At 72.9% G+C, this 24,750-nt stretch carries 26 protein-coding genes and 1 tRNA gene; 10 read left to right on the top strand and 17 right to left on the bottom strand.

Going from position 1 to position 24,750, the window contains the following annotated elements; all coding sequences use genetic code 11:
- Window positions 1-3: 3 nt before the first annotated feature.
- From ACWDBB_RS28475 to ACWDBB_RS28460, 4 genes are all read right to left on the bottom strand, one after another.
- Window positions 4-2,658 (bottom strand): tetratricopeptide repeat protein, encoded by a 2,655-nt coding sequence (locus ACWDBB_RS28475; protein WP_449792315.1) that lies wholly within the window; start codon window positions 2,656-2,658, stop codon window positions 4-6.
- Between the two features lie 5 nt (window positions 2,659-2,663).
- A complete protein-coding gene (locus ACWDBB_RS28470; RefSeq protein WP_449792314.1) occupies window positions 2,664-4,061 on the bottom strand; it encodes a hypothetical protein in 1,398 nt (465 codons plus the stop codon).
- Between the two features lie 257 nt (window positions 4,062-4,318).
- Window positions 4,319-5,269, bottom strand: a complete 951-nt coding sequence (locus ACWDBB_RS28465; RefSeq protein ID WP_449792313.1) for a glutamate ABC transporter substrate-binding protein — start codon at window positions 5,267-5,269, stop codon at window positions 4,319-4,321.
- A 22-nt stretch (window positions 5,270-5,291) separates the two neighbouring features.
- The gene (locus tag ACWDBB_RS28460; RefSeq protein ID WP_449792312.1) at window positions 5,292-6,632 is read right to left on the bottom strand and encodes a hypothetical protein; all 1,341 of its coding nucleotides are present in this window, start codon (window positions 6,630-6,632) and stop codon (window positions 5,292-5,294) included.
- Between the two features lie 537 nt (window positions 6,633-7,169).
- Between ACWDBB_RS28460 and ACWDBB_RS28455 the strand changes: the two genes are divergently transcribed.
- Window positions 7,170-7,745 (top strand): nucleosidase, encoded by a 576-nt coding sequence (locus ACWDBB_RS28455; protein ID WP_449792311.1) that lies wholly within the window; start codon window positions 7,170-7,172, stop codon window positions 7,743-7,745.
- Window positions 7,746-7,824: 79 nt separating this feature from the next.
- Here the strand turns inward: ACWDBB_RS28455 and ACWDBB_RS28450 are convergent, their stop codons facing one another.
- Both ACWDBB_RS28450 and ACWDBB_RS28445 read right to left on the bottom strand, forming a co-directional pair.
- A complete protein-coding gene (locus tag ACWDBB_RS28450) occupies window positions 7,825-7,962 on the bottom strand; it encodes a hypothetical protein (protein ID WP_449792310.1) in 138 nt (45 codons plus the stop codon).
- A 212-nt stretch (window positions 7,963-8,174) separates the two neighbouring features.
- Window positions 8,175-8,771 (bottom strand): cysteine hydrolase family protein, encoded by a 597-nt coding sequence (locus tag ACWDBB_RS28445; protein WP_449792309.1) that lies wholly within the window; start codon window positions 8,769-8,771, stop codon window positions 8,175-8,177.
- Window positions 8,772-8,870: 99 nt separating this feature from the next.
- On the opposite strand from ACWDBB_RS28445, the gene ACWDBB_RS28440 reads away from it, so the two are divergent.
- On the top strand, window positions 8,871-9,833 hold the full coding sequence (locus tag ACWDBB_RS28440; protein ID WP_449792308.1) for a GlxA family transcriptional regulator: 963 nt from the start codon (window positions 8,871-8,873) through the stop codon (window positions 9,831-9,833).
- A gap of 11 nt (window positions 9,834-9,844) precedes the next feature.
- Here the strand turns inward: ACWDBB_RS28440 and ACWDBB_RS28435 are convergent, their stop codons facing one another.
- The 3 genes from ACWDBB_RS28435 to ACWDBB_RS28425 all read right to left on the bottom strand — a co-directional run bounded on the left by ACWDBB_RS28435 (window position 9,845) and on the right by ACWDBB_RS28425 (window position 12,848).
- The gene (locus ACWDBB_RS28435) at window positions 9,845-10,360 is read right to left on the bottom strand and encodes a GNAT family N-acetyltransferase (protein ID WP_449792307.1); all 516 of its coding nucleotides are present in this window, start codon (window positions 10,358-10,360) and stop codon (window positions 9,845-9,847) included.
- A gap of 220 nt (window positions 10,361-10,580) precedes the next feature.
- Complete coding sequence (locus ACWDBB_RS28430) at window positions 10,581-12,158, bottom strand: AMP-binding protein (RefSeq protein ID WP_449792306.1); 1,578 nt, start codon at window positions 12,156-12,158, stop codon at window positions 10,581-10,583.
- Window positions 12,159-12,332: 174 nt separating this feature from the next.
- Window positions 12,333-12,848, bottom strand: coding sequence for a hypothetical protein (locus ACWDBB_RS28425; protein ID WP_449792305.1), 516 nt, complete (start codon window positions 12,846-12,848; stop codon window positions 12,333-12,335).
- A gap of 134 nt (window positions 12,849-12,982) precedes the next feature.
- Between ACWDBB_RS28425 and ACWDBB_RS28420 the strand changes: the two genes are divergently transcribed.
- On the top strand, window positions 12,983-13,675 hold the full coding sequence (locus ACWDBB_RS28420; RefSeq protein ID WP_449792304.1) for an alpha/beta fold hydrolase: 693 nt from the start codon (window positions 12,983-12,985) through the stop codon (window positions 13,673-13,675).
- A 25-nt stretch (window positions 13,676-13,700) separates the two neighbouring features.
- The gene (locus tag ACWDBB_RS28415; protein WP_449792344.1) at window positions 13,701-14,177 is read left to right on the top strand and encodes an alkylmercury lyase family protein; all 477 of its coding nucleotides are present in this window, start codon (window positions 13,701-13,703) and stop codon (window positions 14,175-14,177) included.
- A 27-nt stretch (window positions 14,178-14,204) separates the two neighbouring features.
- On the opposite strand, the gene ACWDBB_RS28410 is transcribed toward ACWDBB_RS28415, so the two are convergent.
- Complete coding sequence (locus ACWDBB_RS28410; protein WP_449792303.1) at window positions 14,205-15,395, bottom strand: pentapeptide repeat-containing protein; 1,191 nt, start codon at window positions 15,393-15,395, stop codon at window positions 14,205-14,207.
- 647 nt (window positions 15,396-16,042) lie between these two features.
- On the opposite strand from ACWDBB_RS28410, the gene ACWDBB_RS28405 reads away from it, so the two are divergent.
- Window positions 16,043-16,909: a ribosome-inactivating family protein gene (locus ACWDBB_RS28405; RefSeq protein WP_449792343.1), complete on the top strand. Its 867-nt coding sequence runs from the start codon at window positions 16,043-16,045 to the stop codon at window positions 16,907-16,909.
- 215 nt (window positions 16,910-17,124) lie between these two features.
- Here ACWDBB_RS28405 and ACWDBB_RS28400 read toward each other — a convergent pair whose 3' ends face one another.
- The 3 genes from ACWDBB_RS28400 to ACWDBB_RS28390 form a co-directional block, all read right to left on the bottom strand.
- A complete protein-coding gene (locus ACWDBB_RS28400) occupies window positions 17,125-17,631 on the bottom strand; it encodes a hypothetical protein (RefSeq protein ID WP_449792302.1) in 507 nt (168 codons plus the stop codon).
- 192 nt (window positions 17,632-17,823) lie between these two features.
- Window positions 17,824-18,378 carry a hypothetical protein gene (locus ACWDBB_RS28395; RefSeq protein ID WP_449792301.1) on the bottom strand — a complete coding sequence of 185 codons (555 nt, stop codon included), beginning with the start codon at window positions 18,376-18,378 and terminating at the stop codon, window positions 17,824-17,826.
- A 14-nt stretch (window positions 18,379-18,392) separates the two neighbouring features.
- A complete protein-coding gene (locus ACWDBB_RS28390) occupies window positions 18,393-18,827 on the bottom strand; it encodes an ATP-binding protein (RefSeq protein WP_449792300.1) in 435 nt (144 codons plus the stop codon).
- A 202-nt stretch (window positions 18,828-19,029) separates the two neighbouring features.
- Here ACWDBB_RS28390 and ACWDBB_RS28385 point away from each other — a divergent pair, with 202 nt between their 5' ends.
- A complete protein-coding gene (locus tag ACWDBB_RS28385) occupies window positions 19,030-19,929 on the top strand; it encodes a helix-turn-helix domain-containing protein (protein WP_449792299.1) in 900 nt (299 codons plus the stop codon).
- A complete protein-coding gene (locus ACWDBB_RS28380; protein WP_449792298.1) occupies window positions 19,892-20,029 on the top strand; it encodes a DUF397 domain-containing protein in 138 nt (45 codons plus the stop codon). The genes ACWDBB_RS28385 and ACWDBB_RS28380 overlap by 38 nt, the downstream gene beginning before the upstream one ends.
- Window positions 20,030-20,098: 69 nt before the next feature.
- Here ACWDBB_RS28380 and ACWDBB_RS28375 read toward each other — a convergent pair whose 3' ends face one another.
- Window positions 20,099-20,461 carry a peptidoglycan-binding domain-containing protein gene (locus tag ACWDBB_RS28375; protein WP_449792297.1) on the bottom strand — a complete coding sequence of 121 codons (363 nt, stop codon included), beginning with the start codon at window positions 20,459-20,461 and terminating at the stop codon, window positions 20,099-20,101.
- 113 nt (window positions 20,462-20,574) lie between these two features.
- A complete protein-coding gene (locus ACWDBB_RS28370) occupies window positions 20,575-21,204 on the bottom strand; it encodes a CGNR zinc finger domain-containing protein (RefSeq protein WP_449792296.1) in 630 nt (209 codons plus the stop codon).
- Between the two features lie 97 nt (window positions 21,205-21,301).
- Here ACWDBB_RS28370 and ACWDBB_RS28365 point away from each other — a divergent pair, with 97 nt between their 5' ends.
- The 3 genes from ACWDBB_RS28365 to ACWDBB_RS28355 all read left to right on the top strand — a co-directional run bounded on the left by ACWDBB_RS28365 (window position 21,302) and on the right by ACWDBB_RS28355 (window position 23,566).
- Window positions 21,302-22,369 (top strand): alcohol dehydrogenase catalytic domain-containing protein, encoded by a 1,068-nt coding sequence (locus ACWDBB_RS28365; protein WP_449792295.1) that lies wholly within the window; start codon window positions 21,302-21,304, stop codon window positions 22,367-22,369.
- A 6-nt stretch (window positions 22,370-22,375) separates the two neighbouring features.
- Window positions 22,376-23,374, top strand: coding sequence for an alpha/beta hydrolase (locus ACWDBB_RS28360; protein ID WP_449792294.1), 999 nt, complete (start codon window positions 22,376-22,378; stop codon window positions 23,372-23,374).
- A 108-nt stretch (window positions 23,375-23,482) separates the two neighbouring features.
- Window positions 23,483-23,566 (top strand) — tRNA-Leu (locus tag ACWDBB_RS28355).
- 177 nt (window positions 23,567-23,743) lie between these two features.
- Here ACWDBB_RS28355 and ACWDBB_RS28350 read toward each other — a convergent pair.
- Both ACWDBB_RS28350 and ACWDBB_RS28345 read right to left on the bottom strand, forming a co-directional pair.
- Window positions 23,744-23,923: a hypothetical protein gene (locus ACWDBB_RS28350; RefSeq protein WP_449792293.1), complete on the bottom strand. Its 180-nt coding sequence runs from the start codon at window positions 23,921-23,923 to the stop codon at window positions 23,744-23,746.
- A 280-nt stretch (window positions 23,924-24,203) separates the two neighbouring features.
- Window positions 24,204-24,473, bottom strand: a complete 270-nt coding sequence (locus tag ACWDBB_RS28345) for a hypothetical protein (protein ID WP_449792292.1) — start codon at window positions 24,471-24,473, stop codon at window positions 24,204-24,206.
- Window positions 24,474-24,750: the final 277 nt, after the last annotated feature.

The following is a 24,750-nucleotide window of genomic DNA, read 5'->3' as shown; positions in this document are numbered from 1 at the left end:
CTGCTACACCCACGTCCTGGGGCGGGCACGGTTGGCCCGCTCCACCATCTCGATCCTGTTCTCGGCCCGGTCGGCCAACCGGGCGAGTACTCGGTAGGACTGCTCCAGGGCGAAGCGCAGTTCCCGCTCCTGTGCGGGACGTCCCAGGACCACCAGTCCGGTGGCCCGCCGGCCTGCGGCCGCCTCGGCGCCGACCCAGCCGAGGGCCGCGTCGAGCACCTCGACGGCGAGCTCCTCGCGGCGGCGGTCGTCCAGCCGCAGCGCGGCCAGCTGCGCGGAGCTCGCGTCGAGGTCGGCGGCCAGGTCGTCGGTGGGCCGGCGCTCGCGCAGCCGGGCCCGGACGGCGGCGATCCGGGCGGCGGTGTACTGGCTGGAGGTGGCCGGGACGGTCTCCAGGACGCGGACCGCGCCGGTCCGGTCCCCCTCGGCCAGCCGGACCCGGGCCAGCCCGAAGGCGGCGCTCAGGTAGGCGTGGTCGGTGGCCCACACCAGCCGGTAGAACTCGGCCGCGTCGCCGCCGTCGCCGAGCAGTTCGGCGCAGATGGCGAGGGCCAGCTTGGGCGCGGCCTCGCCGGGGAAGGCGTCGTAGACCGCGTCGAAGGCCTCCGCGGCGGCTGCGACCCGCCCGCTCGTCTCCGGGCGCTCCTGGCCCGGCGCCGACGCTCCTGCCTCGCTCCCCCGCTCCTCGCTCCCTCGCGCCTCGCTCTCGGCACCGGCGCGCCCTTCGGCCCGGGCGCGGGAGTCCCCGCCGCCGACCAGCGCGGTCAGGCCGCGGTACCAGACCACCCGCCAGTCGTCCGGCTGGTCCCGCTCCAGCTCGGCGAGCCGGCTCACGGCGTCCTCGTGGCGGCCGAGTTCGAGCAGGGCGCGCAGCTCGCGCAGCCGGCTCTCGACCGAGACGGTGGGTGCGGCGGCCAGCGCGGCGAGCGTCTCCTCGGGGTCGGGGGTGACCAGGACGGCCAGGAAGCCGGCGTTGGGGTCGCCCGGGTCGACCCGCGGGACGGGCAGCGCGAGGGCGGCGGCGGCCGGGTCCAGCGGGGCCACCGCGAGCTTCCCGGCCTGCTGGGTGGGAAGCACCAACTCGGTGTCCACAACGCGCAGTTCGGGGCCGAACAGAGTGGAGGGCGCGGGCCTGGGCCGGTCGTCCTGGAGGGCCAGCACCTCCCGCAGCACGCCGGTGAGTTGGTCGGCCATCTCCTCGGCGGAGGCGAAGCGGCGGGCCGGGTCCGGGTCGGTGGCGCGGACCAGGAAGCGGTAGTACGACTCGTACCGGGCGAAGATCTCGACCTGCTCGGGGCCGGGCAGCGAGTAGCGGTAGGCGCTGCTGTAGCCCTGGAAGTCGAAGGTGAGCACCGCGAGGGTGCGGGCCACGGTGTACAGGTCGGAGGCGGCCGAGGGGCCGTCGGTGGCGATCTCCGGGGCCTGGTAGCCGATGGTGCCGTAGATCGGGCCGTCGTCGTCGAGCCGGCGGACCGCGCCCATGTCTATGATCTTGAGCGCGTCGCCGCTCTGGATCACGTTGTCGATCTTGAAGTCGCAGTAGACCAGACCCCGCCCGTGCAGGTAGCCCAGGGCCGGCAGCGCCTCCAGCGCGTACGCGATCGCCTGCTCGACCGGCAGCGGCTCGCGCCGGCCGTCCGGGGTGCGGCGCTCGTTGGCGATGTCCTTGAGCGACTTCCCGCCGACGTACTCCATCACGATGTAGCCGTCGGTGGCGCCGGTGCGCAGGTCCGGGTGCTCGGCGAAGTTGATGATCCGGACGATGTTCGGGTGGTCCACCTCGGCCAGGAAGCGCCGCTCGGCGACGGCCACCGCGAGCGCGTCCTCGTCCCCGGTGTCCAGCAGGCCCTTGAGCACCACCCACTTGTCGTTGACCCGCCGGTCCACCGCCAGGTAGATCCAGCCGAGCCCGCCGTGCGCCAGGCAGCCCACCACCTCGTACTGCCCGCCGACCAGGTCGCCGCGGCGCAGCTTGGGCGTGAACGAGTACGGCGTGCCGCACTTGGTGCAGAAGCCGTCGGGGCGGCCCGGGCGGCCGTTCTTCTCCCGGCCCACCGGGGCGTCGCACCTGGAGCAGAACCGCTTGCGCTCGGGCACCTCGGCGTCGGCCAGGACGGCCTGGGACGGATCGGCCGCCTCGACGGTCGGTACGGTGACCAGGCCGGCGCCCAGCCGGTTGCGGGTGCCCGCGGAGGCGCTGCCCCGGGTGGAGCGGACCGAGAGGGAGCGGCCGCTGCCGGTACGGGTCGAGCGGTGCGAGCAGGAGCGGCCGGACATCGAGCGCGCCGAGCCGGTGCGGGCCGACGGCGAACGGGCGGAGCCGGTGTGCCCCGAGCCGGTGTGCCCGGAGCCGCCGGAGACCCGGGCGGATGGGACGTAGGGCTGGGTGACGCCGGTGTCGTCGGCGGGCGGGGTCAGGCCGCACTCGTCGCAGTAGCCGTCCGGGTCGATGGTGCCGGAGCAGTCGCGCGGGCAGGGCGAGCCGGGCCCGGCGGGCGCGACCGCCCCGGTCGTTCCGGTCGTGGGCGCCGAGGTGGTCCCGGCCGTGGGCGCCGCGGTGGTCCTGCCCGCCGGGGCGAGCCCGCACTCGTCGCAGTAGCCGTCGGCGTCGATCCTGCCGCTGCCGGAGCACTCCGGCCGTTCGCACGTCCCGCCCATCAACCTCAGCCCCCCTGAGCCTGTCCGTCCTGAGCCTGTCCGTCCTGCACCTGCGAGGCGCCCGGCGCCGGGCCGGTCGCCTCCTGAGCCCTTCCGGGCTCGGCCTCGGCGTGGGCCGGGCGCAGCGACTGCTGGAACCGGGCCACCGCGGCGGCCGCCGCCCGCAGGTCGCAGGGCGCGCTCCAGAGCAGCCAGCGCGCCTTCTCGTACCGTTCGACCACTTCCGGGTCCTCGGCGACCCGCAGCCGGGCCGCCATCGCCTTGTAGGCGTCCAGCCGGCCGCGCAGCTCGGCCCGGACGGCCAGCGGCTGGGTCACCTCGGTGAGCGACTGCCGGGCCCGGCCCAGCTCCTTGGCGGCGGCGTCCTCCAGCGCGTCCAGCAGCGGCGCCAGCCGGCCCCACTGCCCGGCCTGGCGCAGGTCCAGCGCGGCGACGATCCGCTCGCGCAGCGCCGAGGCGGGGCCCGGCACCGCCGGGACGTCGCTGGACGCTATCTTCGCCAGCACCTCGCCGCGCGCCCGGCGGGCCTCGGCCAGGGTGGCGTCGGCCCGCTGGAGCAGGTCGCCGACGCCCTGGAGCCGCTCCTCGGCCTCGTCGCGCAGCCGCAGCAGGTCCTCCAGCTCCAGCCGGACGCCGTCCAGCGCCCGCCCGGCCCGGTCGAACCGCTCGGTGTCCACCACCCCGACCGGGCCGGCGAAGGCCGAGCCCTCCGGGACGGTGCCGCGCTGGGCGGGCACCCGGGCGGGGCGCCACAGCGCCAGCGGGTCCCCGTGCACCTCGGTGCGCAACGCGGTGAGGTCCTGCTCGATCCCGGCCAGGTCGTCGCCCAGCGGGTGGCCGCCGGTGCGCACGCCGAGCGAGGCGGCCAGGGTGCGCACCCGCTGGAGCTCGGCCAGCAGCAGGTCGATCCGGGCCGGCAGCGCCGACCAGACCGCGTCGGCGGCGCTGACCACCTCCAGCACGGTGGCGTACCAGGAGTTCATCCGGACCATCAGCGCGTCCAGGCTGATCCGCTCGACCAGCTTGGCGGGCGCACCGAGCACCTGCGGGCCGTCCGGCACCACCCCGCCGGGGACGGTCACCGCGTCGCCGGTCAGTAGCTCGCTCAGCTCGGCCAGTTCGGGTGCGCCGGGCTTGGCCTTGCGGGCCCGGACGGCACGGGCCGAGGCCAGCGCCTCGGAGTAGCGGTCGAACAGCGCCCAGAGCAGCGGCAGGCCCTTGCCGGCGACGGACCAGCGCTCCAGGGTGCGCCCGGACAGCTCGGCGCCGTCCAGCAGCCGCAGGCCCGGGTGGTCCTGGAGGGCGAGCAGCGCCGACTCGACCGCGTCCCGCTCCGCGCCGAGGCGGGCGAGCGCGCGGTCGACCTCCTCCCGGCTCAGTGCCGGGCCAGCCGATGCCGCCACCGCGGTGTCCTTCCTTCCTCGCGTGCGATCCCGACGTGCCTGACGTGCGGTCCCACGACAACCCCCGTGTCCACCACCGGTCTCCCCGTGGTGATCGCCCCGAACCCTAACCGGTGGCCGTTGCGGCGGAGCGGGCGCGGGGCGTCAAGGCACCCTCAACGCCCCCCTGACGGCGCGCGCGCTACCTCCCCCGCGCCGTCCTCCGCGTCGCCGCGGGCCGGCCCCGCGCGTCGCCGCCGGGCCGGCCGGACGCCGCCTCAGTGCGAGCCGGGCCAGTAGTGATCGGCCTCGTTGAGCATGTACGGCTTGAGCCAGTGCTCGTACGAACGGGCCCAGTCGCCGCGCGCGTAGTAGTCGGCCAGGACCTGGTTGACCCGGGCGGTCAGGTCGGTGCTGTCCTTCAGCATGGCGACGCCGATCACCTCCGGCTGCGCCTCGCCGTCCACGATCCGCACGGTCTGGTCCTGCGCGGCCTGGCCGGCCGCCAGGCCGTTGTCGGTCATGGTGGCGTCGACCTTGCCGAGCTGCATCAGGACCAGGCAGTCCAGCTGGTTCTCCACCGTGACGATCTGCCGGGCGGTCTTCTTCTCCTTGACGATGTTCAGCGCGGTGGAGCCGTCGGCGGCGCAGACCGCCCTGTCCTTGACCGCGTCGTCGATGTTCTTCGCCGGCGACGACTTCGGCACCAGGACCCGCTGGCTGATGTTGAAGTACGGCTTGGAGAAGGCGACGTCTTCCATCCGCTTGCAGTTGATCGTCATGGTGCGGACGATCAGGTCGACCCGGCCCTTCTTGATGGCGTCTATCCGGTCGGCCGTGGCCACCGGCTTGAGCACCACCTTCTCCGGGTCGCCCATGACGGCCGCGCCGATCGCCCGGGCGAGGTCGATGTCGAAGCCCTCGATCTGCCCGGTGTTCGGGTTGCGGGCGCCCCAGCGGTAGCTGTTCTGGTCCACGCCGATCACCAGGCTGCGCTTGGCCTTGATGGCCTTGACGGCGGGGCCATCCTCGGTGCTCGGCGGCACGCTCCGGTAGACGTCGCAGCCGTCGTCCGGTGTCTGCTCCTGCTGTACGGCCAGGGGCGCGGCGGTCGCGGCCGCGGGTGCGGCGCCGACCGGGCCGCCCCCGGCGAGCACGGCCGCGCCGGCCGCCAGCAGGGCCAGCGCGGCGGCGGGCCTGGTGGTTCTCCGGAAGGTCCTGTTGCGCATCGGTCGGTCTCCCCCTTGCCCGTTACCGGTACTCGGCCAGTCGTCGGCCCAGGCCCCGCAGCGCGGCGGCCGCGGCCAGCAGGCCGAGCAGCGCGGCGGCGACGCCGGCGGCACGCAGGTCCCCGCCGGTGCCCTCGGCGGCCTTCGTGAAGCGGTCCTGCTCGATGTCGGCGGCCTGGGCGAGTGCCCTGTCGGTGGCGTTGAAGGCGGCGTCGGCGGTGGCCGCGTCGCCCTTGGCCGTCACGGTGGCCTCCAGTGCGCCCTGGTAGTCGGCGTTGCCGACCTCCAGCGTCCGGGCCCCGTCATGCCGTCGGCGCCACTCGTCGAACTGCTTCCTTGCCTCCTGGATGCTCGGCTGGGCGGCCTCCGGCGCCTTGTGGAAGGCATCCGCGAGGGAGCCGCTGTACCGGCCCGGTGGAGTCTTCTCGGCGCCGGCCAGGTTCTCGGCGGCCTTCGCCCACTGGTCGGCGTACCTGGTGGTCGAGCCGCGGGCGACGAAGTGCAGGTTCTCCGCCAGCCGGGCCGTCAGGACGTCCGCCCGGGCGGAGTTGAGCGCCTGCAGCGGGTTCGCGCCCTCGCGGCTGCTGCGGTGGAGGGCCGAGTCGGTGGCCAGCCCGGTGACGGTCAGCCACAGGGCGCCGGCCAGCACGGCGGCGGTGGCGCCCAGCAGTCCGATGTTGAACACCCGGTTGGTGCGGCGGAACAGCGTCGACTGCACCCAGGCCAGCGCCGCCAGGGTGACCAGCGCCAGGCCGTACGCCGCCCACGGCACCGCCTCGGCGGCGGCGTAGTCGTCGGCCAGCTCCTGGTTCTCGGCGGCGGCCAGTTCGGCGGCGGTCGGCAGCAGCACCGTCTGCATCTGCTCGGAGGCGTACCGCAGGTAGCCGCCGCCGAGCGGGATGCCCTGCCGGTTGTCGGCCCGCGCCGTCTCCACCAGGCCGGTGTACACGGGGAGTTGCTGGTTCAGTCGGGCGAGCGAGCCCTGGGCGGGGGAGGTCGCCGTGGTCCGGGCGGCGGCCTCGGCGATCAGCTTGGCGGCGGTGGCGACGTCCTGCTCGTAGCGGCTGCGGACCTCGTCGGGTTCGGCGCCGGCCAGCAGGAAGCCGCTCGCCGCGGTGGTGGCGGCGTGGGCCAGGCTGCGGTGGATCTCGGCGGCGTCCCGGCTGAGCGGCTGGCTGTACGAGACCACCCGGTCGGCGGCCTGCGCCCTGGTCTCCAACTGCCAGGCGGTGAGCCCCCCGAAGGCCACGGTGAGCACCGCGAGCACCACACCGGCCAGCCGCAGCCGGCCGGGGGGCGTGAGGGTGGCCTGGGCGAGCCGGGCGCGCACACCGGTGGCGACGGCCGTCGCGGGGCGTTTCACCGGCGCACCGCCGGGTCGGGGCGCCGGGGGAGCGCCGCCGGGCCGCGCGGGCGGGGCCGCTCCGGGGACGGCAGGGGCCCCCGACCCGGCCGTCGCCCCCGACCCGGCCGTCGCCCCCGACCCGGCCGTCGCCACCGCCGTACCCGGCGGCTGGTTCGGCCGTGCCGGGAACGCGGCGCCGGACGCGCCGCTGCCTACTGGTGTTGCCACCCGCCTCATCCTCCCCTGGGGCCGGGCCCGTCCCCGGGGCCCGACCGATGGCAGCAGTATGGCCGTGACTCCCCGCGACCACACCCGACTTACGCCGATCTTGAGCGGGTCGTGCACGTTCCCCGGGGCGGTTCGTATCGCCGGTGCCGCTCGTACCGCCAGTACCCCGTACCGCCAGTACCGGTCGCCCCGGGAGGTGGCGAACCGTTCGACGCCGGCCGCGCCCTCCGCGGTTCCCCGGCGGGCGGAGCGCGGGGCCGGGTGCGGGGGCCGGGTGGGGGAGTGCGCTCCCGGGTGCGGCATCCCCCTGCTCCGTACGATGGAAGTATGCGACTGCTTGGAACGATCTCGCCCGACCGCCCGCTGCTCGTCGTCGCCGTGCGCGAGGAGGCCGCCCACCTGGACGACCGCCTGCCCGTGCTGCTCACCGGGATCGGGAAGGTCAACGCCGCCGTCGCGCTGGCCACCGTCCTCACGCAGGGCGAGAAGCCCTCCGAGGTGATCAACCTGGGCACGGCCGGTGCACTGCGTCCCGGTTGGGAGGGCATCCACCACGTGGTCCAGGTGATCCAGCACGACCTGGACACCGCCACCCTGCACGCGCTCACCGGGCGTGAGTACGGAGCACCGCTGGTGATCGGCAAGGGCGACGGCCCGGTGCTGGCCACCGGCGACCTCTTCGTCTCCGACCCGGACGCCCGCAACCGGCTCGCCGAGCACGCCGACCTCGTGGACATGGAGGGCTACGCCGTCGCCACCGTCGCGCACCGGGCCGGCGTTCCCGTGCGGCTGGTCAAGCACGTCAGCGACGAGGCCGGGGACGGCGCGGGGCACAGCTGGAAGGAGTCGGTGGACGACTGCGCCCGGAAACTGGCCGACTGGGTGGTCGCGCAGGGCTGGTGACGCCTCCTCAGGGGGTGCGTGCCGCGCGGCCGCTCGGGCGCTGAGCGGGGGCGGCCACCCTTCCACCCCCGCCGCCCGGTCAGGCGTCCCGGAAGTCCGAGAGGTCCAGCACCGCCAGCCGCTCCGGGTCGGTGAGCACGTCGATCGCGACGATCGCGCCGTCCACCACCGTGAACGCCATGATCGACAGCGCCCGGCCGTTGTCGCCGATGACCACCGCGCCCGCGGTGCCGTTGACCAGCGCCGGGCGGGCGAACGGCGACAGCGTGCCCTGTGCGCCGGGCGGGACGCGGCGGCCGCCGCGCTCGGGCTGGACGTCCCCTCCCCGGCCGAGGCCCCTGGCGCGGCTGCGGGAGCGCGCGCCGGGCCTCGGGGCCTCGTACGTGCCGCTCGACGCGGAGGAGGAGGGTGCCGCGTACGAGCCGCTGTTCAGGCCGTGGCGGCTTCGGTGACGTCCCTGGTCGTGACCACCTTGGCGAAGCGGTTGGCGTGCAGGGTCGTCGCGGTGGCGCGGGCGAGCTCGGCGGCGGGGACGGTGGTGCCGTCGGGGCCGGTCATGTCGAAGGAGTGCATGGCGTCGGTGGGGAAGATCGCGTCGTAGCCGAGGTTGCCGGCCATCCGGGTGGTGGTCTCGCAGCAGACGTTGGTGATGATCCCGGCGACGACCACCTGCCGGGCGCCGCGCTCCTGGAGCCAGGCGTGCAGGTCCGGGGTGCCGTAGAAGGCGCTGTTGACGGTCTTGGTGACGTGCAGGGCGGGGGTGACGCCGGCGACGAAGTCCTTCAGTCCGTACCCCGGGGTGCCCTCGGCGAGCGGGCCCGCCTTCGAGGCGTGCTGGACGGTGACGATCGGCCGGCCGGTGGCCTGCCAGGCGGCGATCAGTTCGGCCATCCGCTGCTCGGCCCGCGGGTTGTCGCGCGGGCCCCAGAAGGAGGCGTCCTCGAAGCCCTTCTGGACGTCGACGAGCAGCAGGACGGCGTCCGGGTCGAGGGTGAGCGGGGCGTCGAAGGCGTCGGTGTTGGTCATGCCGACCATGGTGGTCGGGGCCGCCGGGGACCCGTGATGGGCGGAGAAGCCACCCATCGATGGATTCCTGCCACGGGTCCCGTGCCATAGGTTCCTGCCATGCGAACGGTGGGGTGTCTGATCTTCGACGGTGTCCGGGCCTTCGACTACGCGGTGGTCGGCGAGGTGTGGGCGAACGGGACCTCCCGGCCCGGCCTGCCCGCCTTCGACCTGCTGGTCTGCGGGCCGGAGGGCGCCCGGGTGCGGCTGGACGGCGGGCTGGAGCGGGTCCCCGACCGCGGGCCCGCGGCGCTGGCCGACTGCGACCTGGTGGTGGTGCCGGGCGTCGAGGACCCGGCCGTCCGGCGGAGCCCGGAGATCCTGGACGCCCTGCGGGCTGTCCGCGCCGCCGGCGTCCCGATCGCCTCGCTCTGCGCGGGCGCCTTCGTCCTCGCCGAGGCCGGCCTGCTGGACGGCCGCGAGGCCACCACCCACTGGGCGCTCGCCCCCGAACTCGCCCGCCGCTTCCCGGCGGTGACGGTCCGGCCGGAGGTGCTCTTCACCGGCGGCGACGGCCTGTGGACCTCGGCGGGCGTCGCGGCGGGCATCGACCTCTGCCTGCACCTCGTCCGCACCGCCCACGGCCAGCAGGCCGCCGCCGCGATCGCCCGCGCCATGGTCACCGCGCCGTTCCGGGCGGGCGGCCAGGCCCAGTTCATCCCCTCCCCGGTCCCGGACGCCGCTGCCGGCGACGACCCGCTGGCCCGGCTCCGGGCGGAGGTGCTGACCTCCCTCGACGCCCCCTGGACGGTGCGCCGGATGGCCGGCGCCGCCCTGATGTCCGAACGCACCTTCGCGCGCCGCTTCACCGCCGCCACCGGAGCCGCCCCGATGCGCTGGCTCCTCGACCAGCGCGTCCTGGCCGCCCAGCGCCTGTTGGAGGAGACCGACCTGCCCGTCGACGCCGTCGCCACCCACTGCGGCTTCGCCTCGGCGGTCTCGCTGCGGCCGGTCTTCACGGCCAGGGTGGGTGTGGCGCCGAGGGAGTACCGGCGGGCCTTCCGGGGACGGGAGGAGGGCTGAGGTCTACGGGGTCAGGCCGTGACCGCCGCGCCGACGGGGAGCGCCACGACGATCTCCTCGTCCTCGTGGTCCCCGGTCGGCCGGAAGCCGAGCGAGGTGTAGAGGTGCCCGGCGGAGGTGTTGTCCGGGTGGTAGGAGAGGCGGATCTCCCGGCACTCCGGCAGCGCCGACAGGCGCTCGATCACGGCGTGCATGGTGGCGCGGCCCACGCCCCGGCCCTGTTCGGCCTCGGACACCACCATGCCGCCGATCCAGTGGGTGCCGTCCTCGTCGTCGTACGCCCACATGACGTGGCCCACGATGTCCTCGCCGGCGCGGACGCCGAGGGACGTCCAGACCCCGCCGCGCTGGGAGAGCAGGAGGTAGCGCGCGGCGAGTGCGGCCACGTACCGGCGCTGGTCGTCGGCTGGCGCCACGTCGGCGACGTCGCGCCAGTTCTCCTCCGTGATCTCCTCGAGCACCACGGTCCGGCCCTGGCGGTCGATGGTCTGCTGTGCCATGCGCTTCCCCACATCTCTGCTGGTCATGGGGGTGATCATAGGCATGCGAACAGGTGGTCGGGGAGTCATTTTCGCGGGGCCCGGCGAGGCCGGGTAGGGCGGGGGAGGGGCAGGGAGGGGAGGGGCGGGGCGGGGTGGCGGCCCTCAGCGCCGCCACCCCGTTGGCTTCTCGGCACGGGGGCCGTGGTCCGTTGAGCCAAACCCCACCATGGGGTGAAGCCGTGGGCCGTGGGCCCGGTGGGCGCCGTCAGCCCGTGGCGGCCGCACGCAGGCGCTTCTTGTCCGGCTTGCCGATGGGCGTCAGCGGGATCTCGTCGACGACGTGCAGCACCTCGGGGGCGAAGATCCGCCCCTTGCGCTCCGTGACGAAGGCGCGGAGCTCGTCCAGCCGCGGCCGCTGCCCCGGCGCGGGGACGACGGCGACGTGGACGTGCTCCGCCTCCTGGGCGTCGCGGACCCCGAAGACCGCGCAGCGGGCGACCGTCGGGTGGGTGAGCAGGAGCTCCTCCACCTCGGAGGGGTAGACGTGCCCGCCGACCACGATGATCAGGTCCTTGACCCGGTCGGAGAGGTAGAGGTAGCCGTCCTGGTCGAAGTAGCCGATGTCGCCGGTGTCCAGCCAGCCGTCCCGCAGCACCGCGGCGGTGAGGTCCGGCCGCTTCCAGTACCCGGCCATGACGACGTCGGAGCGAATGTGGATCTCGCCGTGCTCGCCGGCCGGCAGGTCGGTGCCGTCGAGCGAGCGGATCGCCACCTCGACGCCCGGGACGGGCCGGCCGACCGGGACCCGGCCGCCCTGGCCGATCCGCTCGTGCTCCTGCGGCATGAGCACGGAGATCAGCTGCGCCTCCGACATCCCGTACATGCCCACCAGGACCGGCCCGAAGACCTTGAGCGCCTCGCGGATCCGGGTCGGTGAGGCGGCGCTGCCCCCGTACAGGATCTGCCGCAGGCTGGACAGGTCGGTGCGGCCGATCGCCGGGTGGTCGAGGAGCTGGTGGAGCAGCGGCGGCAGCACCCAGAAGTCGGTGATGCGTTCGCGCTCGATGGCGGCCAGGACCGCGCCGGGGTCGAAGGAGCGCTGGAGGACCACCGTGCCGCCGTGCCGGAGGGCCAGGTCGGCGAGGACCCCGCCGAGGTGGGCCAGCGGGGTGGCGGCGAGGAGGCGGGGCGGGCCGTCGGTGCTGACGACCGGGTCGTCGAAGATGCGACGGTAGGGCCCGTGCAGGCTGAGGATGCCCTTCGGGATGCCGGTGGTGCCGCCGGTGTGGCGGATGCCGAGGTCGTCCCCCGGTCCGATCCGGACGTCCGGGGGCTCGGCCGGGCGGTGGGCGGAGGCGGCGACCACGTCTTCGCCGATGACCGGGGTGCGGCCGTCGAGCGGCCCCGGGCCCAGGGTGAGGACGGTCGGCACGTCGATCAGCGGGAGCAACTCGGGGGCCTCGGCGTACCGTTCGGCGTCCACGAGCAGCACGGCGGTGTCGACGCTCGCGGTGATCTCGGCCAGGACGGGGATGCTCATGCCGTCGTACAGGTTCACCACCCGGGCGCCCGCGAGGCCCGCCGCGTACCGGGCGCTGAGGGCCTCGGGGGTGTTGCCCGTCAGCAGGGTCACGGTGGTGCCGAGGGCGGCGCCCCGGGCGATCAGCTCGTGGGCGAGGCGGTAGGTGGCGGCGGCGAAGTCGACGGCGGTGATCTCGGTGCCGTCGGCGGCGACGACGGCCCGCCGATCGGGGTCGGAGGCGAGGGACTGGAGGATCAGCGCGGGGCCGCTGACGAACTCCGCGTCGGGCATGGCTACTTCTTCCTTGTAGTTTGCAACCATGGCCACAGGCTAACCCCATCCGTGCCGCCGGGTCGGGGGCGCCCTGCGGTCATTTGGCGTGAACGTAGTGCCGTCGGAGCATTCGTGACGATCGGTCAGGTCTGAATCGGCGCCGCTTCTTCCTCTGTTCGAGTGAAACGCCCGGGAGTTCGGCGCGTCGCCCCGCTGCCCCGTTCAGAACGCCGCCGGGGGCCGCAGGGCGAGGTCGGTGGCGGCGGCCCAGTGCTCGGTGGTGGCGGTGACGATCACGTAGCCCTGCTGGGAAGGGAGCCGGGGGAGCAGGGCACTGCGGCAGCCGTGGCTGTGGTGGACCTCGACCGGGACGGGGACGCCGTGGAGCAGGATCTCTCCCGGGGTGGGCGGGCCGTCGAGCGGGGCGAGGTGGGTGCGCGGGTCGAGGCGGTCCGAGTTGGCCAGGAAGGTGGAGAGTTGGGACTGCGGGGTGGTGAGGGAGCCCACCCGGTGGCCGACCGGGACGGGGCGCGAGGTCTGGACGACGGCGACGAGCTCGCCGTCCAGGTGGTAGTTGAGGTCCAGGTGGCAGAGGTAGCCGTCGGAGGAGAGCCGCCCCAGCAGGAAGGACCACCCGGGCGGAGCGCCGCGGAGCGCGGCGACCTGCTCGCCCCACGCCTCGGCGGTCTCGCGGTGGGTCGGTATGCGGATGCCGCGCGGGCGGGTGTCGCGGAACAAGGGATTCCCCCAACGGGCGCTCGGTGAATGGTCGTTGGGATGAGTATGCAGGTGCCGACCGGCCGTTCGGGGGCGGATCGGACGGTAGGCTCGGGTGCGATGCGGAAGTGATCCGTTCCGGGCGGGAGTGATCCGTGACGACGTACGTTCTGATCCATGGCGCGGCCGCCGATTCCTGGTGCTGGGAGCCGCTGGCCGCCGAGTTGCGCGGGCGCGGACACGAGGTGCTCGCGCCGGTCCTGCCATGCGACGACGACGCGGCCGGGCTCGCCGAGTACGCGGACGCGGTGGTCGCGGCGATCGGCGACCGGACGGGCGGACTCGTGGTCGTCGCCCACTCGTTCGGCGGGTTCACCGGACCGCTGGTGTGCGCGCGGGTGCCGGTGGACCTGCTGGTCATGCTCCAGGCCCAGGTGCCGGCACCCGGGGAGACGCCGGGCGCCTGGTGGGAGAACACCGGCTACGGGCCGGCCCGCCGCGAATCCGACCGCGGTAGGGGCGTGCCGGAGGGCGCGGAGGAGGACGAGCGCGCCCTGTTCCTGCACGACACCCCGGCCGCCCTGGCCGAGGAACTCCTCACGGAGCACCAGCGACGGCAGTCGCCGAAGCCGTTCGGGACACCGTGGCCGCTGGCGGCCTGGCCGGACGTGCCGACCAGGTTCCTGCTGGCCACCGGCGACCGCTTCTTCCCGCCCGCGTTCCTGCGGCGCCACGTCGAGGAGCGCCTCGGCTTCCGGCCCGACGAGATGCCGGGCGACCACCTCCCGATGCTCGGCCACCCGGAGGAACTGGCCGACCGGCTGGAGGCGTACCGGGCCGCGCTGTAGCCGGGACGCGGCACCAGGCGGGCCGCTGCCGCCGGAGGCGCTCGCCGAGCTGGCCGCCGAGGACTTCGCCACGCTGGACGAGGCGGGGAACATCCGCGCCGCCTACCCCTTCTCCGCCGTCCCCACCCGGCACCGGGTCCGCCTCGCCGGCGGGGTGGAGGTGTGGTCGATGTGCGCCGTCGACGCCCTGGGCATCCCGGCCATGCTCGACCGGGACGCGGTGATCACCTCCACCGACCCGGTGAGCGGCGAGCCCGTCACCGTCACCTCGGTCGACGGCACCCTGCGCTGGGAACCGGCCGGCGCGGTGGTCTTCGTCGGCCAGCGCCCCGGAGGCGGCCCGGCGGCCGTGGCCTGCTGTGACGCGCTGAACTTCTTCACCGACGAGGCGAGCGCCGGCACCTGGACGGGCAGCCACCCGGAGGTGCGCGGGCGGGTGGTCGGGCGGTCGGAGGCGGAGAGCATCGACCGGGAGACCTTCGGGCAGCTGCTGGCGCCATGAGCGCGGTGGCGGCCTCGTCTCGGGGGTTCAGTCCGAGTCGGGTACGACCTTGATGGAGGCGCGCTGGGTGCGTGTCAGCTGTACCTGATCCAGGCTGCTCTCGGTGAATCGCGCGCGGGAGAGGTCGGCGCCGGAGAAGGAGACACCGCTCAGTTTCGCGCCGGTGAGGTCTGCTCCGGTGAGCGTGGCGCGGTCGAACTGGCAGTCTGTCAGGACGGCTCCCTTGAAGCCGGCTCTGCGCAGGTCCGCGTCGGAGAATACGGCGCGTTCGGCTGTGCACCCGTCCAACCTCGTGCTTCGGGCCGAGGCGTCCGCCAGGTGCGTTCCCGAGAGGACGGCGTAGGACAAGTCCGCTTCCGAGATGTTGACCTCTGCCATGGTCGCGCCGGAAAGATCGCACCGGGTGAGGTCGGCCATGGTGAGATCGGCGAAGCACAGATCGACGTTGACGAGTGTCGCCTCCACGAGTCGGGCGGACACGAGCTGTGTGGACTGCAGGGAACCGTTCGACAGCAGGCTTCCGCTCAGGTCGGCGTCCCAGAGCCATGCCCCGTCCCAGACCAAGGTCCGGAGGTCAAGCCCCGCCAGGGCGAAACTGCTGACGACATACCTGCCGGGCAGGCGCCCCAGAACCAGGAGCGCCAACTGGACGTCCTCGCGCGGGGTGCGTGGCGGACCCGGCGGCACCGCGCGCGGACAGGCCTCCTGGAGGAAGTCGGTCAGTACCGACCGCCATGACTCGCCGGAGATTGTCTGCTCCTCCGGTGAGGCCCGCCAGGCCAGTCGTTCCAGGCGGTAGAGGGCCGCGATTCGCCGCTCAGGATCGGCGGACCGAAGATCCGCCCTCAGCGCCTCGTCCGCCGTGGACGGTTCTGCCGGCCCGGCCGGTTCCGCGTCGTCGGCCGCGAGCCAGAGTCGGTGGAAGCGCTCGACCTCGCCCTCGGGGTCCGGCTTCTGCCGCCCGACGGCGGTCTCGGCCAGGTAGCGCACCATGGACTCCACCCTCGCCCAGGAGGGGACGGTCACTCCGTTCAGCAGCTGGCTCGCGGTGTCGTGGCTCACCGTCGTCGGCAGGGCGTCGCGGCGCTTGATGCCGTCGGAGATGTCGCGGAGGCTGGGCTTGCCGGCGCCCCGGTACAGCCCGTGCAGGGCCTCGACCAGGTCCCTTCGTGGCCCGGGCGGAAGTTTCTCGTTGGTCGGAATGACGATTCCCGCCACAGGGCTGCACCTCGATGGGCTGTCAGATTCTGTCTGCTGCTGTCAGTTCATCATGGACCGAAGGTGCGTCGCTGTCAGGCGAACACTGGTTCCCGGCAGCCGACTTACGGCTTCATCCGGTCTCATCGATGCGGCGCGGCGCCGTCGCTGTCCGCCTCCAGGGTTGATGAGACGGGCCGTGAGGTGCGGCCGTCCATGGGGAGGAGAGGCGCGATGTTCGCCAGGTGTAGTGCGCAGGGTCGGACCGGTAGGGCAGGGCGGCGGTGCCGCCGGTGGCGGGTCGTGCGGCGCACCGTCGTCCTGCACTTCGTCCGGGGCGCGGCCGCGGCGGCGGGCGGTGCCACCGTGACCAGCCTGCTCGCTTGGGTGTTCACCCGGCACGGTTAGGGCTGCGCGCGCACCGGGGGGGGCGGCAGGTCGGTGAGTGGTGCACTGGCGGTCAAGTGCCTGGTCTCTGACGGGTCATCCGGAGATCGCACGGCTGCCTAGCCTGCTGGCAGTGCGTCGTGGATGCCGGTCGCGTGTGGAAACCGCTGGCAGGTGAGGCGCGCTGACGACCCGTCTCATCACCATCGAGGAATTCCCGCATGCTAACGACAAACGAACTCAGTGCACCGGCAAGGGTGCTCCGCCGACTGGTCGGTGTGATGATCGCCCTCGCTCTGGCGGTCGGGCTCACGGGCATGACGTCGCCCGCGGCGCACGCCGACACGAACAACCGTCTCACCAACATCGACTGGGACATCAGTGACCTGGGAGGCGGCGGCGATTCGGCACACGCTCGGTACTACGAGGTGATCCGCCGGCTCCACGAGCTCAGCAGTCACGACTGGTTCAGGACCGACCTGGACGAGACCGTCGTGGCGGACAACGACCAGCTCATCCAGATCAGCATCAACCGGAACGGCATGTACCAGGGCGCGATCTACATCTGGCCGCACAACCTGTACGTGGCCGGCTTCTACCAGGTCGGCGGCACGCACTGGGTCTTCAGGGAGGACAATCCGGCGGCGCCGGAGAGGGCCCGGTTCAACCGGACCCTGGGCGTCAATGCGAACACCCTTCCCTTCACCGGCAACTACAACAACCTCCCCGGTGGCGGCAGCAGGCAGAATCAGCGGATCACCGGACCCGCGCTCCAGAACGCCCTGCAGCAGGTGCGCAACATCCACCTCCTCCAGAGCACCGGCAGCAACTGGGCCACGCTGGGTGATTCCATCATCATGATGATCCAGGCCACCTCGGAGGCGGCGCGCTTCGGTCGGATCTTCGACAACATCCGCGGCAACATCCGCAACCACAGCGACGCCCAGATCGGTGTGGAGAACGTCAACCTGGAGACGAACTGGGCCGCACTGTCGAACTGGGTGTACCGCGTCATGAACAACGCGGGCGTCCCTCCCGTCACGGTCGGCCAGGGCCAGGCGGGCTTTGAGCGCACGTTCTACACCTTGCAGCAACTGATGCAGTACGTGTTCTACATGGACCTGTACAGCGGGTCCCGCCCCAGGTAGTCACACGCCCGGGAAGCGGGCAGGGCAGCTGCTCGGCTTCCGGTCGGAGGTAACGCGCAGGAAGTCGGCGGGGCTGACTTCCGGTGCGGGGCGCAGTGCTTCCCGGGGCCTGGCGGTGACCGTGAACACCGCCCCAGGGTGATCCGCTGCGCCACTCCGCAGGACGCGACCCCAGGAAACCGGAGGGTGGCCGGTGCCGGAGGAGAGGTGGTTGGTCAGTCGCTGATCGCGAGATGCAGGATCGTGGCCCAACTGTCGCTGACCAAGAGCAGGTTGCGCCACCAGGTGTAGGACGAGTGCGGGCCTCCGACATCGCCGGAGCTTCGGACGGGACCGAGGTGTGCCTCGATGAGGTCCGCGACGCCATCGGCGAGTTCGCCGGCCCGCCGGATCTCGTCGGGCGTGCGCAGGTTGGCTGCCGGCCACCTGTTGGCGGGCTGCATGAACCCGTCGGTCACCTGTCGACGGAGAATGCCCCGCCAGGCCCGGGGTGATGTGAACGGGGGTACGGGTGATGTCACCTGGTATCCGCTGCCCCAGCCGCCGGCGTCGTAGACGGCCTGGGCGAGACCCTGCATCCGGTCATGACCGGGTGTCACCCCCGCTACGGGGACCACATGAAGCAGTTCGATGAACGGCTCGTGGTCGCAGTCCTGGAGCAGGTCCAGAAGGGGTTCCGCTGCGGCTTCCACCGCGTCCGGCGCAGCGAGCGGGTTCAGCATGGATGCCCGGGGCCTCTCGTCCGTACGTGCGGTTCGGCCTCATTGTGCTGGCTGAGCGCCCGTTCGTGCGGCGGAGCCGGCGACTGCTGCTCGCCGGGGTGCGCAGGAAGTCGGCGGGGTCGACTTCCTGCGCGGGGCGCGTGGGGGCCGGCGCATTCGGTGTCCGCTGGGTGCTGGGGGAGGCGGCGGGGTTCAGGGGTGGGTGGAGGCCTGGGTGCGGCAGTGGGTGAGGGCGAGCTTGAGGCGGGGGTCCGGGTTGGGGGTGGCGGTGAGGAGCTCGCCCGCGCTGGTGAGGGTGCTCCAGTACTGGACCGGGTCGCCGGTGCGGGGGAGGGGGTGGGTGGCGGTGAGGGAGAGGTAGGCCGCCGTGAGGTTGCCGGTGGTGAACCAGCGCTGGAGGCCGTGCTGGTGACCCGGGCGAATCCCTCCCAGGGCCTCGATGGCGGCCAGGAAGAGGTCGACGACCGCGAGTTCGGTGGTGTCGAGACTCTTGGGGACGTCGAAGACGCCGAGGGCTTCGAGGAGTTCGCCCGTGTCGTCCTCGGAGTTGGGGCGGGGGTCGGCGAGGAGGGCGTCGTAGCAGTCGTCGAGGCGGCGGGTGGCTTCGGCGTGGGGGATGTCGAGAGCCAGGCAGACCGCGCGGGCACAGATCAGGGGTTGGTGGCCGAGCCGGGCGATGAGCGCGTACGTGGCGGCCGGGGTGGCGCCACGGGAGAGGGTGTGGCGGGCGAGGGTGGCGAGATTCATGGGGGTTCGGGCTTTCAGACGGTGACGAGGACGGGGGTGGGGACGGGAGCGACGAGGACCCAGACGAACTTGCCGACGCCGTCCGGGCGGGAGGCGCTGCCCCAGCGTTCGGCAAGCTCGTTGACGAGGAAGAGTCCGCGGCCGTGTTCGTCGTCGGGGGTGGGGGCGTGGAGGGCGGGGTGGGTGGTGCCGGCGTCGTGGACTTCAATCCTCAGGCGGGAGTTAACGAGCGAGAAGCGGACTTCGATGTGCCTCTCGTCGGGGGCATCCGAGTGCTGGACGGCGTTGGCGAACAGTTCACCGAGAAGCAACTCGGCCGTGTCGCCGTACCGTTCGCCCGAGGGGAGCCCGGAGAGGTACGCCCGGAGCAGGTAGCGCGCGAGGGGCGTGGACTCGGTCCGCGAGTCGAGGCGCGCGACGAACATGCGGGGGCGACGGGCAGTGAGCATGGGGCACCTCGAAGGGGGCGGAGGGGCGTGCGAGTGGGGCGCGAAGTTCACGCTGCGCACGCAGATGATCGCTTTCCGGTGTCAATGATCGGCCTGCGGGGGTACGGTTGCGTCCAAATCCACGTGTTGGGCACGTGACGCACAGGTGGGAGTGGTGATGACACGGCGAAAGCAGCGAGGACCGACGGCGAGCTCCGCGATCATGTTCGGCGAGGAGATCCGCTACGCGCGCGAGCAAGCGGGCTACACCCAGGAGGAGTTGGGCAAGCTGCTCCACCTCGACCGGACGGTGGTCTCACGGACCGAGGGTGGGCGACGCAAGCCGCCTCTCGACGAGGTCGTGGAGATCGGGCAGCTGCTGGACGCCGGTGACCTGCTGATGCGGCTGTACGGGCGGGTCGACTGGAACGTGGCGATCGATCACCCGGACTGGTTCCAGGAGCGCGCGGATCTTGAAGCGGTCTCGGTTGCGTTGCGGGTGTACCAGGACAGCATGATTCACGGCCTGTTGCAGTGCAGGCAGTATGCGCATGCGCTCTTCGCCAACGGCGCTGTGGTCCTGAGCGCGGGGGAGATCGAGGAGCGGATCCGCGCCCGACTCGGTCGGCGGCGTCGTTTTCTCGCGCCCGACGGGCCGCTGTTGCTCGTCATTCTCGATGAAAGTGCCATCCGCACGGCCGTGGGTGGGCCGAGCGTGATGAGGTGTCAGATGGAGCATCTCCTGCGGGTGGCGCAGCTCCCGAACGTCATCATTCAGCTGGCGCCGTTCTCGAACCGGCGGACCTTCGTCAAGACAGCCATGGTGTTGCTGGAGCTGCCGGACGGAGAGCGCTGGGTCTACTCGGAGAGCCTTGACCGAGGTCATCTGAGTGATGCTTCCGACACCGTGGCCAAGCACCAGCGTCGCTATGATCAGCTCCGGGCCGAATGCCTGTCAGAGGCTGACTCGCTACAGCTGATCGCCGATGCGCTGGAGGGTTACAGAGATGATGAGCAACGAGCTCGCCGCAGCCGCTTGGTGGAAGAGCAGCTACAGCGGGGACGACGGCGGGGACTGCATCGAGGTGGCGTCCGGATTCCCCGGCCTCGTTCCGGTGCGTGACTCCAAGGACCCGCAGGGCCCGGCACTCGTCTTCCCGGCCGCCGCCTGGGAAGCCTTCGTCGAGGCCGTCCGCACCGGCAGCCTGCCGCTCGAAGGCTGATCCAGCCCCTCAATGCCCTCGGGGCGGAGCACCCGCCGGTGCCCCGCCCCGATGCGTTGACCAGTCCTGTCAGCAGGCCCAGCCGCTCGCGTTGCTCCAGTAGTCCAGCTTCGCCCAGGTCTGCGGGCCGACCTCGCCGTCCACCGCGAGGCCGACGCAGCTCTGGAACTTGTAGACGGCGCTCAGGGTGGCCTGGCCGAAGACGCCGTCCTTGTTGAGCTGGTAGCCCTGGTTGGGGTTGATCGAGAGGTTCAGTTCGCATTGGAGGGCCTGCACGGCGGCGCCGGTGCTGTTCGGCCGGAGCAGCGGCTCGGAGGTGGAGTATCCGCTGCAGGTCGCTCCGGGCTGGGCGGCGTTGGCGGTGCCGGCGGTGGCGACGGAGCCGGCGAACAGCAGGCCGGCGACGGCCAGGCCGGTGACGAGCTTGCGCATTGAGGATTCCCTCCCGTTGGCGTGCGCCGTACCGGCGGCGCAGAGTGTGTGTACCAAGGGTGGCCCGAGAGGTCCCGTGAGGGCTGTCCAGAAAACACCTCATCCGGGTGCGCTTATCGGATAGACGCAGCCTCCTCTTCGCCCTCAGTGGTCGCCTGGCTCCTCGCCCGGTAGGCCCGCTTCTTCACCAGGGCGCCGCAGGTCTTCATCGAGCACCAACGCCGTGCCCCCGCACGGGAGGTGTCGACGAACGGTGTTCCGCACGCCGGGTTCCCGCAGATGCGGACACGCGTCCGTTGGTCGGATCCGCAGAGTTCGATCAGGTCCCGCGCGACCATGGAGAGTACGGCCGCGATGTCGTCCCCGTGCCAGCGGACGGTGGCCGCGTCGGGTGAGAGCACGGGCGCCGAAGTCGGCGCGGCGGCAGCGCGGTTGACGAGGTCGACGTCCCCGGGTGCGGGCGTCGTTCCCTCCGCCAGGGTGAGGCCGATCCGCTGGACCGCCTCGCGGAGTCGCCTGGCGCCGTCCAGGTCGGCCTCGCTGCAGGCCGGCGCGGCCGTCGTGCAGCCGCTCTCCACGCACCAGCGGCTCAGGTCCTCCGGTCGGGCCAGCCGTTCGACCCGCACCTCCTTGCCGCGGTCGGCCAGCGTGCCGGCGAAGGCGAAGCACAGCCGCGCGCCGTCGAACCGGAAGTCGGTCTTGGCGCGCTGGCGCCCTTCTCGTCGGCCGTCCCCATCGCTCATGTCCACCACTTTAGGTGGTTGACGCAGTGCGCGGCGAGCACATAGCGTCAAAGTCCACCGCTTGAATCGGTGGACAATCCCTGAGGAGGTGGCGTCCATGCGCGCCGCAGTCATCGAAGAGCTCCACAAGCCCCTCGCCATCCGCGAGGTGCCCGACCCCGATTGCCCGCCGGACGGCGCGATCGTGCGCGTCGGGGCCAACGGCATCTGCCGCACCGACTGGGCGCTGTGGGCGGGGGAGTTCTGGACGGGAGGGCCGCGGGTCGAGCCGCCGTTCGTCCTCGGCCACGAGTTCGCAGGCACCGTCGTGGAGGTCGGCCGGGACGTCCGGGGCTGGCGGGAGGGCGACCGCGTCATCTTCCCGATGAACCCCGGTGAGGGCTCCTGCGAGATGTGCCGCAGTGGCAACCAGCACGTGTGCGAGCACGTGGACTCGCTCGTGCCCGGAGTCTCCTACTGGGGTGCCTTCGCGGAGTACGTCATGGTCCGCTTCGCCGACGTGAACCTCGTCCGGGTGCCGGAGTCCGTCGGCTTCGTCGACGTCGCCGCCCTCGCCTGCCGCTACATGACCGCCTTCCACGGCATCGTCGACCAGGCCGGGGTCCGCGGCGGGGAGTGGGTCGCGGTGTACGGGGCCGGCGGCGGCATGGGCCTGTCCGCGGTGGAGATCGCCGCGGCGACCGGCGCCAACGTCATCGCGGTCGACATCGACGGCGAGAAGCTCTCGGCCGCGCGCGCCCTGGGGGCCGTCCACACCGTCAACGCGGCGACGGACGAGCCGGCGGAGGCGGTGAAGGCCCTCACCGGCGGTGGTGCCCACGTGTCCGTGGACGCCGTCGGGATCGCCGAGGCCTGTCGGAACTCCGTGCTCTCGCTGCGCACGCGCGGCCGCCACCTCCAACTCGGGCACACCACCGGCGCGGAGCGGGGGGACGTCGCGCTGCCGGTCGACGTGATGATGGTCAAGGAACTGGAGTTCCTGGGCGCCTTCGGCATGCAGGGCCAGCGGTTCGGCACGATGCTCAACATGATCGAAGCCGGACGCCTCCACCCCGGCCGGATCGTCACCCGTACCGTCGGCCTCCACGAGGCGGGCTCGGTACTGGAGGCCCTGGAGACGTACGGGCCTACCGGCGTGGTCGTCATCGACGAGTTCGGGGCCTGAGCGGCCGTGGCAGCGGACACGACGAGGTCCGTTCCCCGCCTGCGGATCGACCCGGAACTCGGCCGGGCCCTCGCTGACGTTCCGATGACCCCCAACGGCGTGTTCGACCTGACCGACATCGCCGCCACGCGCGAGACGCTCCGCGCCTTCGCCGAGGCGAGCGCCGCCGACGCCCCCGACGACCCGTCGGTCACCGTGGAGGAACACCGCGCGGCGCGGCCGGACGGTGGCCCCGACGTGCCGATCCGTCTGCTGAGGCCCACGACCGCGAGCGGGCCGCTGCCGGTGCTGCTCTGGTTCCACGGCGGCGGGCAGGTGCTCGGCTTCGCCGCCCAGGACGACCCCTGGCTCAAGCGGCTGTGCGCGCGGGTCGGATGCGCCGTCGCCGCCGTCGACTACCGACTGGCTCCCGAGACCCCCGCACCCGGCGCCGCCGAGGACGGGTACGCCGGCCACCGGTGGCTCGTCCGTGAGGCGGGGGCCCTGGGCCTGGACGGCGCCCGGATCGGGATCGCCGGCCAGAGTGGCGGCGGAGGGATCGCGGCGGCCACCGCCCTGCTGGTCCGCGACCGCGGCGGCCGGGCGCCGCTCTTCCAGGCGCTGATGTACCCCATGCTCGACGACCGGAACCGGACCGCGTCGAGCCATGAGATCACCGACATCGGCATCTGGGACCGCTCCGCCAATCTCCTGGCCTGGCGGGCGGTCCTGGGCGAGCGAGCCGGAACCGGCGACGTCTGCCCGTACGCCGCCCCCGCCCGCGCGGAAGACCTCGGCGGGCTGCCGCCGGCCTTCATCGCGGTCGGCGAACTCGACTGCTTCCGCGACGAGGACCTGGACTACGCCACGCGCCTGCGGGCCCACGGCGTCCCGGTCGAACTCCACCTGTACCCCGGCGCCTACCACGCCTTCGACCTGTTCGCCCCCGAGTCGCAGCTCGCGCAGGCCTTCGAACAGGCCTGGCTCGGCTACCTCATCCGCCATCTCCGGGCCCCGGCCCCGTAGCGCGACCGGGCGGCGGTCGCCCCCACCCTGGGGCGGCCCCGTCCGTTCGCCGGGGGGTGGTCAGAGGCACCCTTCCGGATGGTCTATAGTTTTCCTCATCACCCAGATGCGCGGGTGGCGGAATAGGCAGACGCGCTGGATTCAGGTTCCAGTGCCCGAAAGGGCGTGGGGGTTCAACTCCCCCCTCGCGCACAGTGAGCAGCCGGTCGATCTTCGGGTCGACCGGCTGTTCTGTTTTCCGCGGTCGCCGAGGGGTCCTCGCGGGTCTTTCACGGAGGCTCCGCGTCGCCGTCGAACCGGGCCGTGGCGCGGCCGGTTTCCCGTACCCCGTCCAGTCCGCGCGACCGGCCGGAGAGGAGTGAGCCGCCCTCAGCGGACCTTCAGCGGCTCTCCGGACGACGGGCGCGCGGCCCGACCGGCCCAGCGGGTCCGGCGGAGGGCGACGAGGACGGCCGTACCGGTGGCGGCCGCGAGCGCGAGCAGTGCGGCCACGGTCGTCAGCATCGTCATCAGGAACGCGACGGCCATGCCCAGGGCGCTCACCGCCATGCCCGGGCGGGCTGCCCGTGATCGACCGCGGGGCCGTGATCGGGCCCACCGGGGCGATGGCGAGCATGAGGCCATCAGGACGGCCGTGTCGGCTGGTGGCCGGTGCGTCGTCCACGCCCGCCGCGCCGGTTCCGCGGCCTTGCCGACCTGCGCCATGTGGTGCCTTTCCCCCGCGACCCGCGGTTCCTTCACGGGAACGGCCGGCCGACCTCCTGGTCGACCGGCCGTCCAACCGCTCCGGAGCTGTGAGGGCCTCACGACTCCGGCGATGCGGGGTTCGTCACTCGTTGTTCCACACGGCGCCCGCGCCGGTGTACGAGCCGCTGATGCCCTCGTTGTCGGCGTAGGTCCAGGCGGTGGCGTGGGAGAGGCCGTCCGGGCTGACGGTGGACTGGTTGGCGCCGAAGCCGGCGCCGTTCTGGTTGGCGGTGAAGAAGCCCTGACCGAAGGACGCGTCCAGGCCTTCGGTGGCCGAGGCGAGGCCGGCGCAGCCGATCACGAGCGGGGTGGTGAGGGCGGCGACGGCAAGGACACGCTTGACAGCACGCATGATGGTTCTCTCCGTGGAGTTCGAGATTCAGAAGCGGCGGCGACCGGTCGGCCCCGCCGGAACCAGCCAGCCATGGGCCGCGACTGCCCGCAAGCGACGCCGCCATCCGAACAGACCTCACGGCCTGTCAGACACACCGTGCTGACCTGCGAAAACGGCCGATCGGGCGATCTGTGGGCAAGGTCGTTCGGGCGGAGCACGCCGCTCGCCGGACACCACGGAGGCGGCCTGGATCGGGAACGGCGCGGTGACGCCCTGGCGGGTCAGCACCGACAGC

The sequence above is a fragment of the Kitasatospora sp. NPDC001095 genome, from assembly GCF_053598615.1.
Note: the sequence above shows the minus strand (reverse complement) of the source record. Positions and strands in the feature narration are given on the sequence as shown.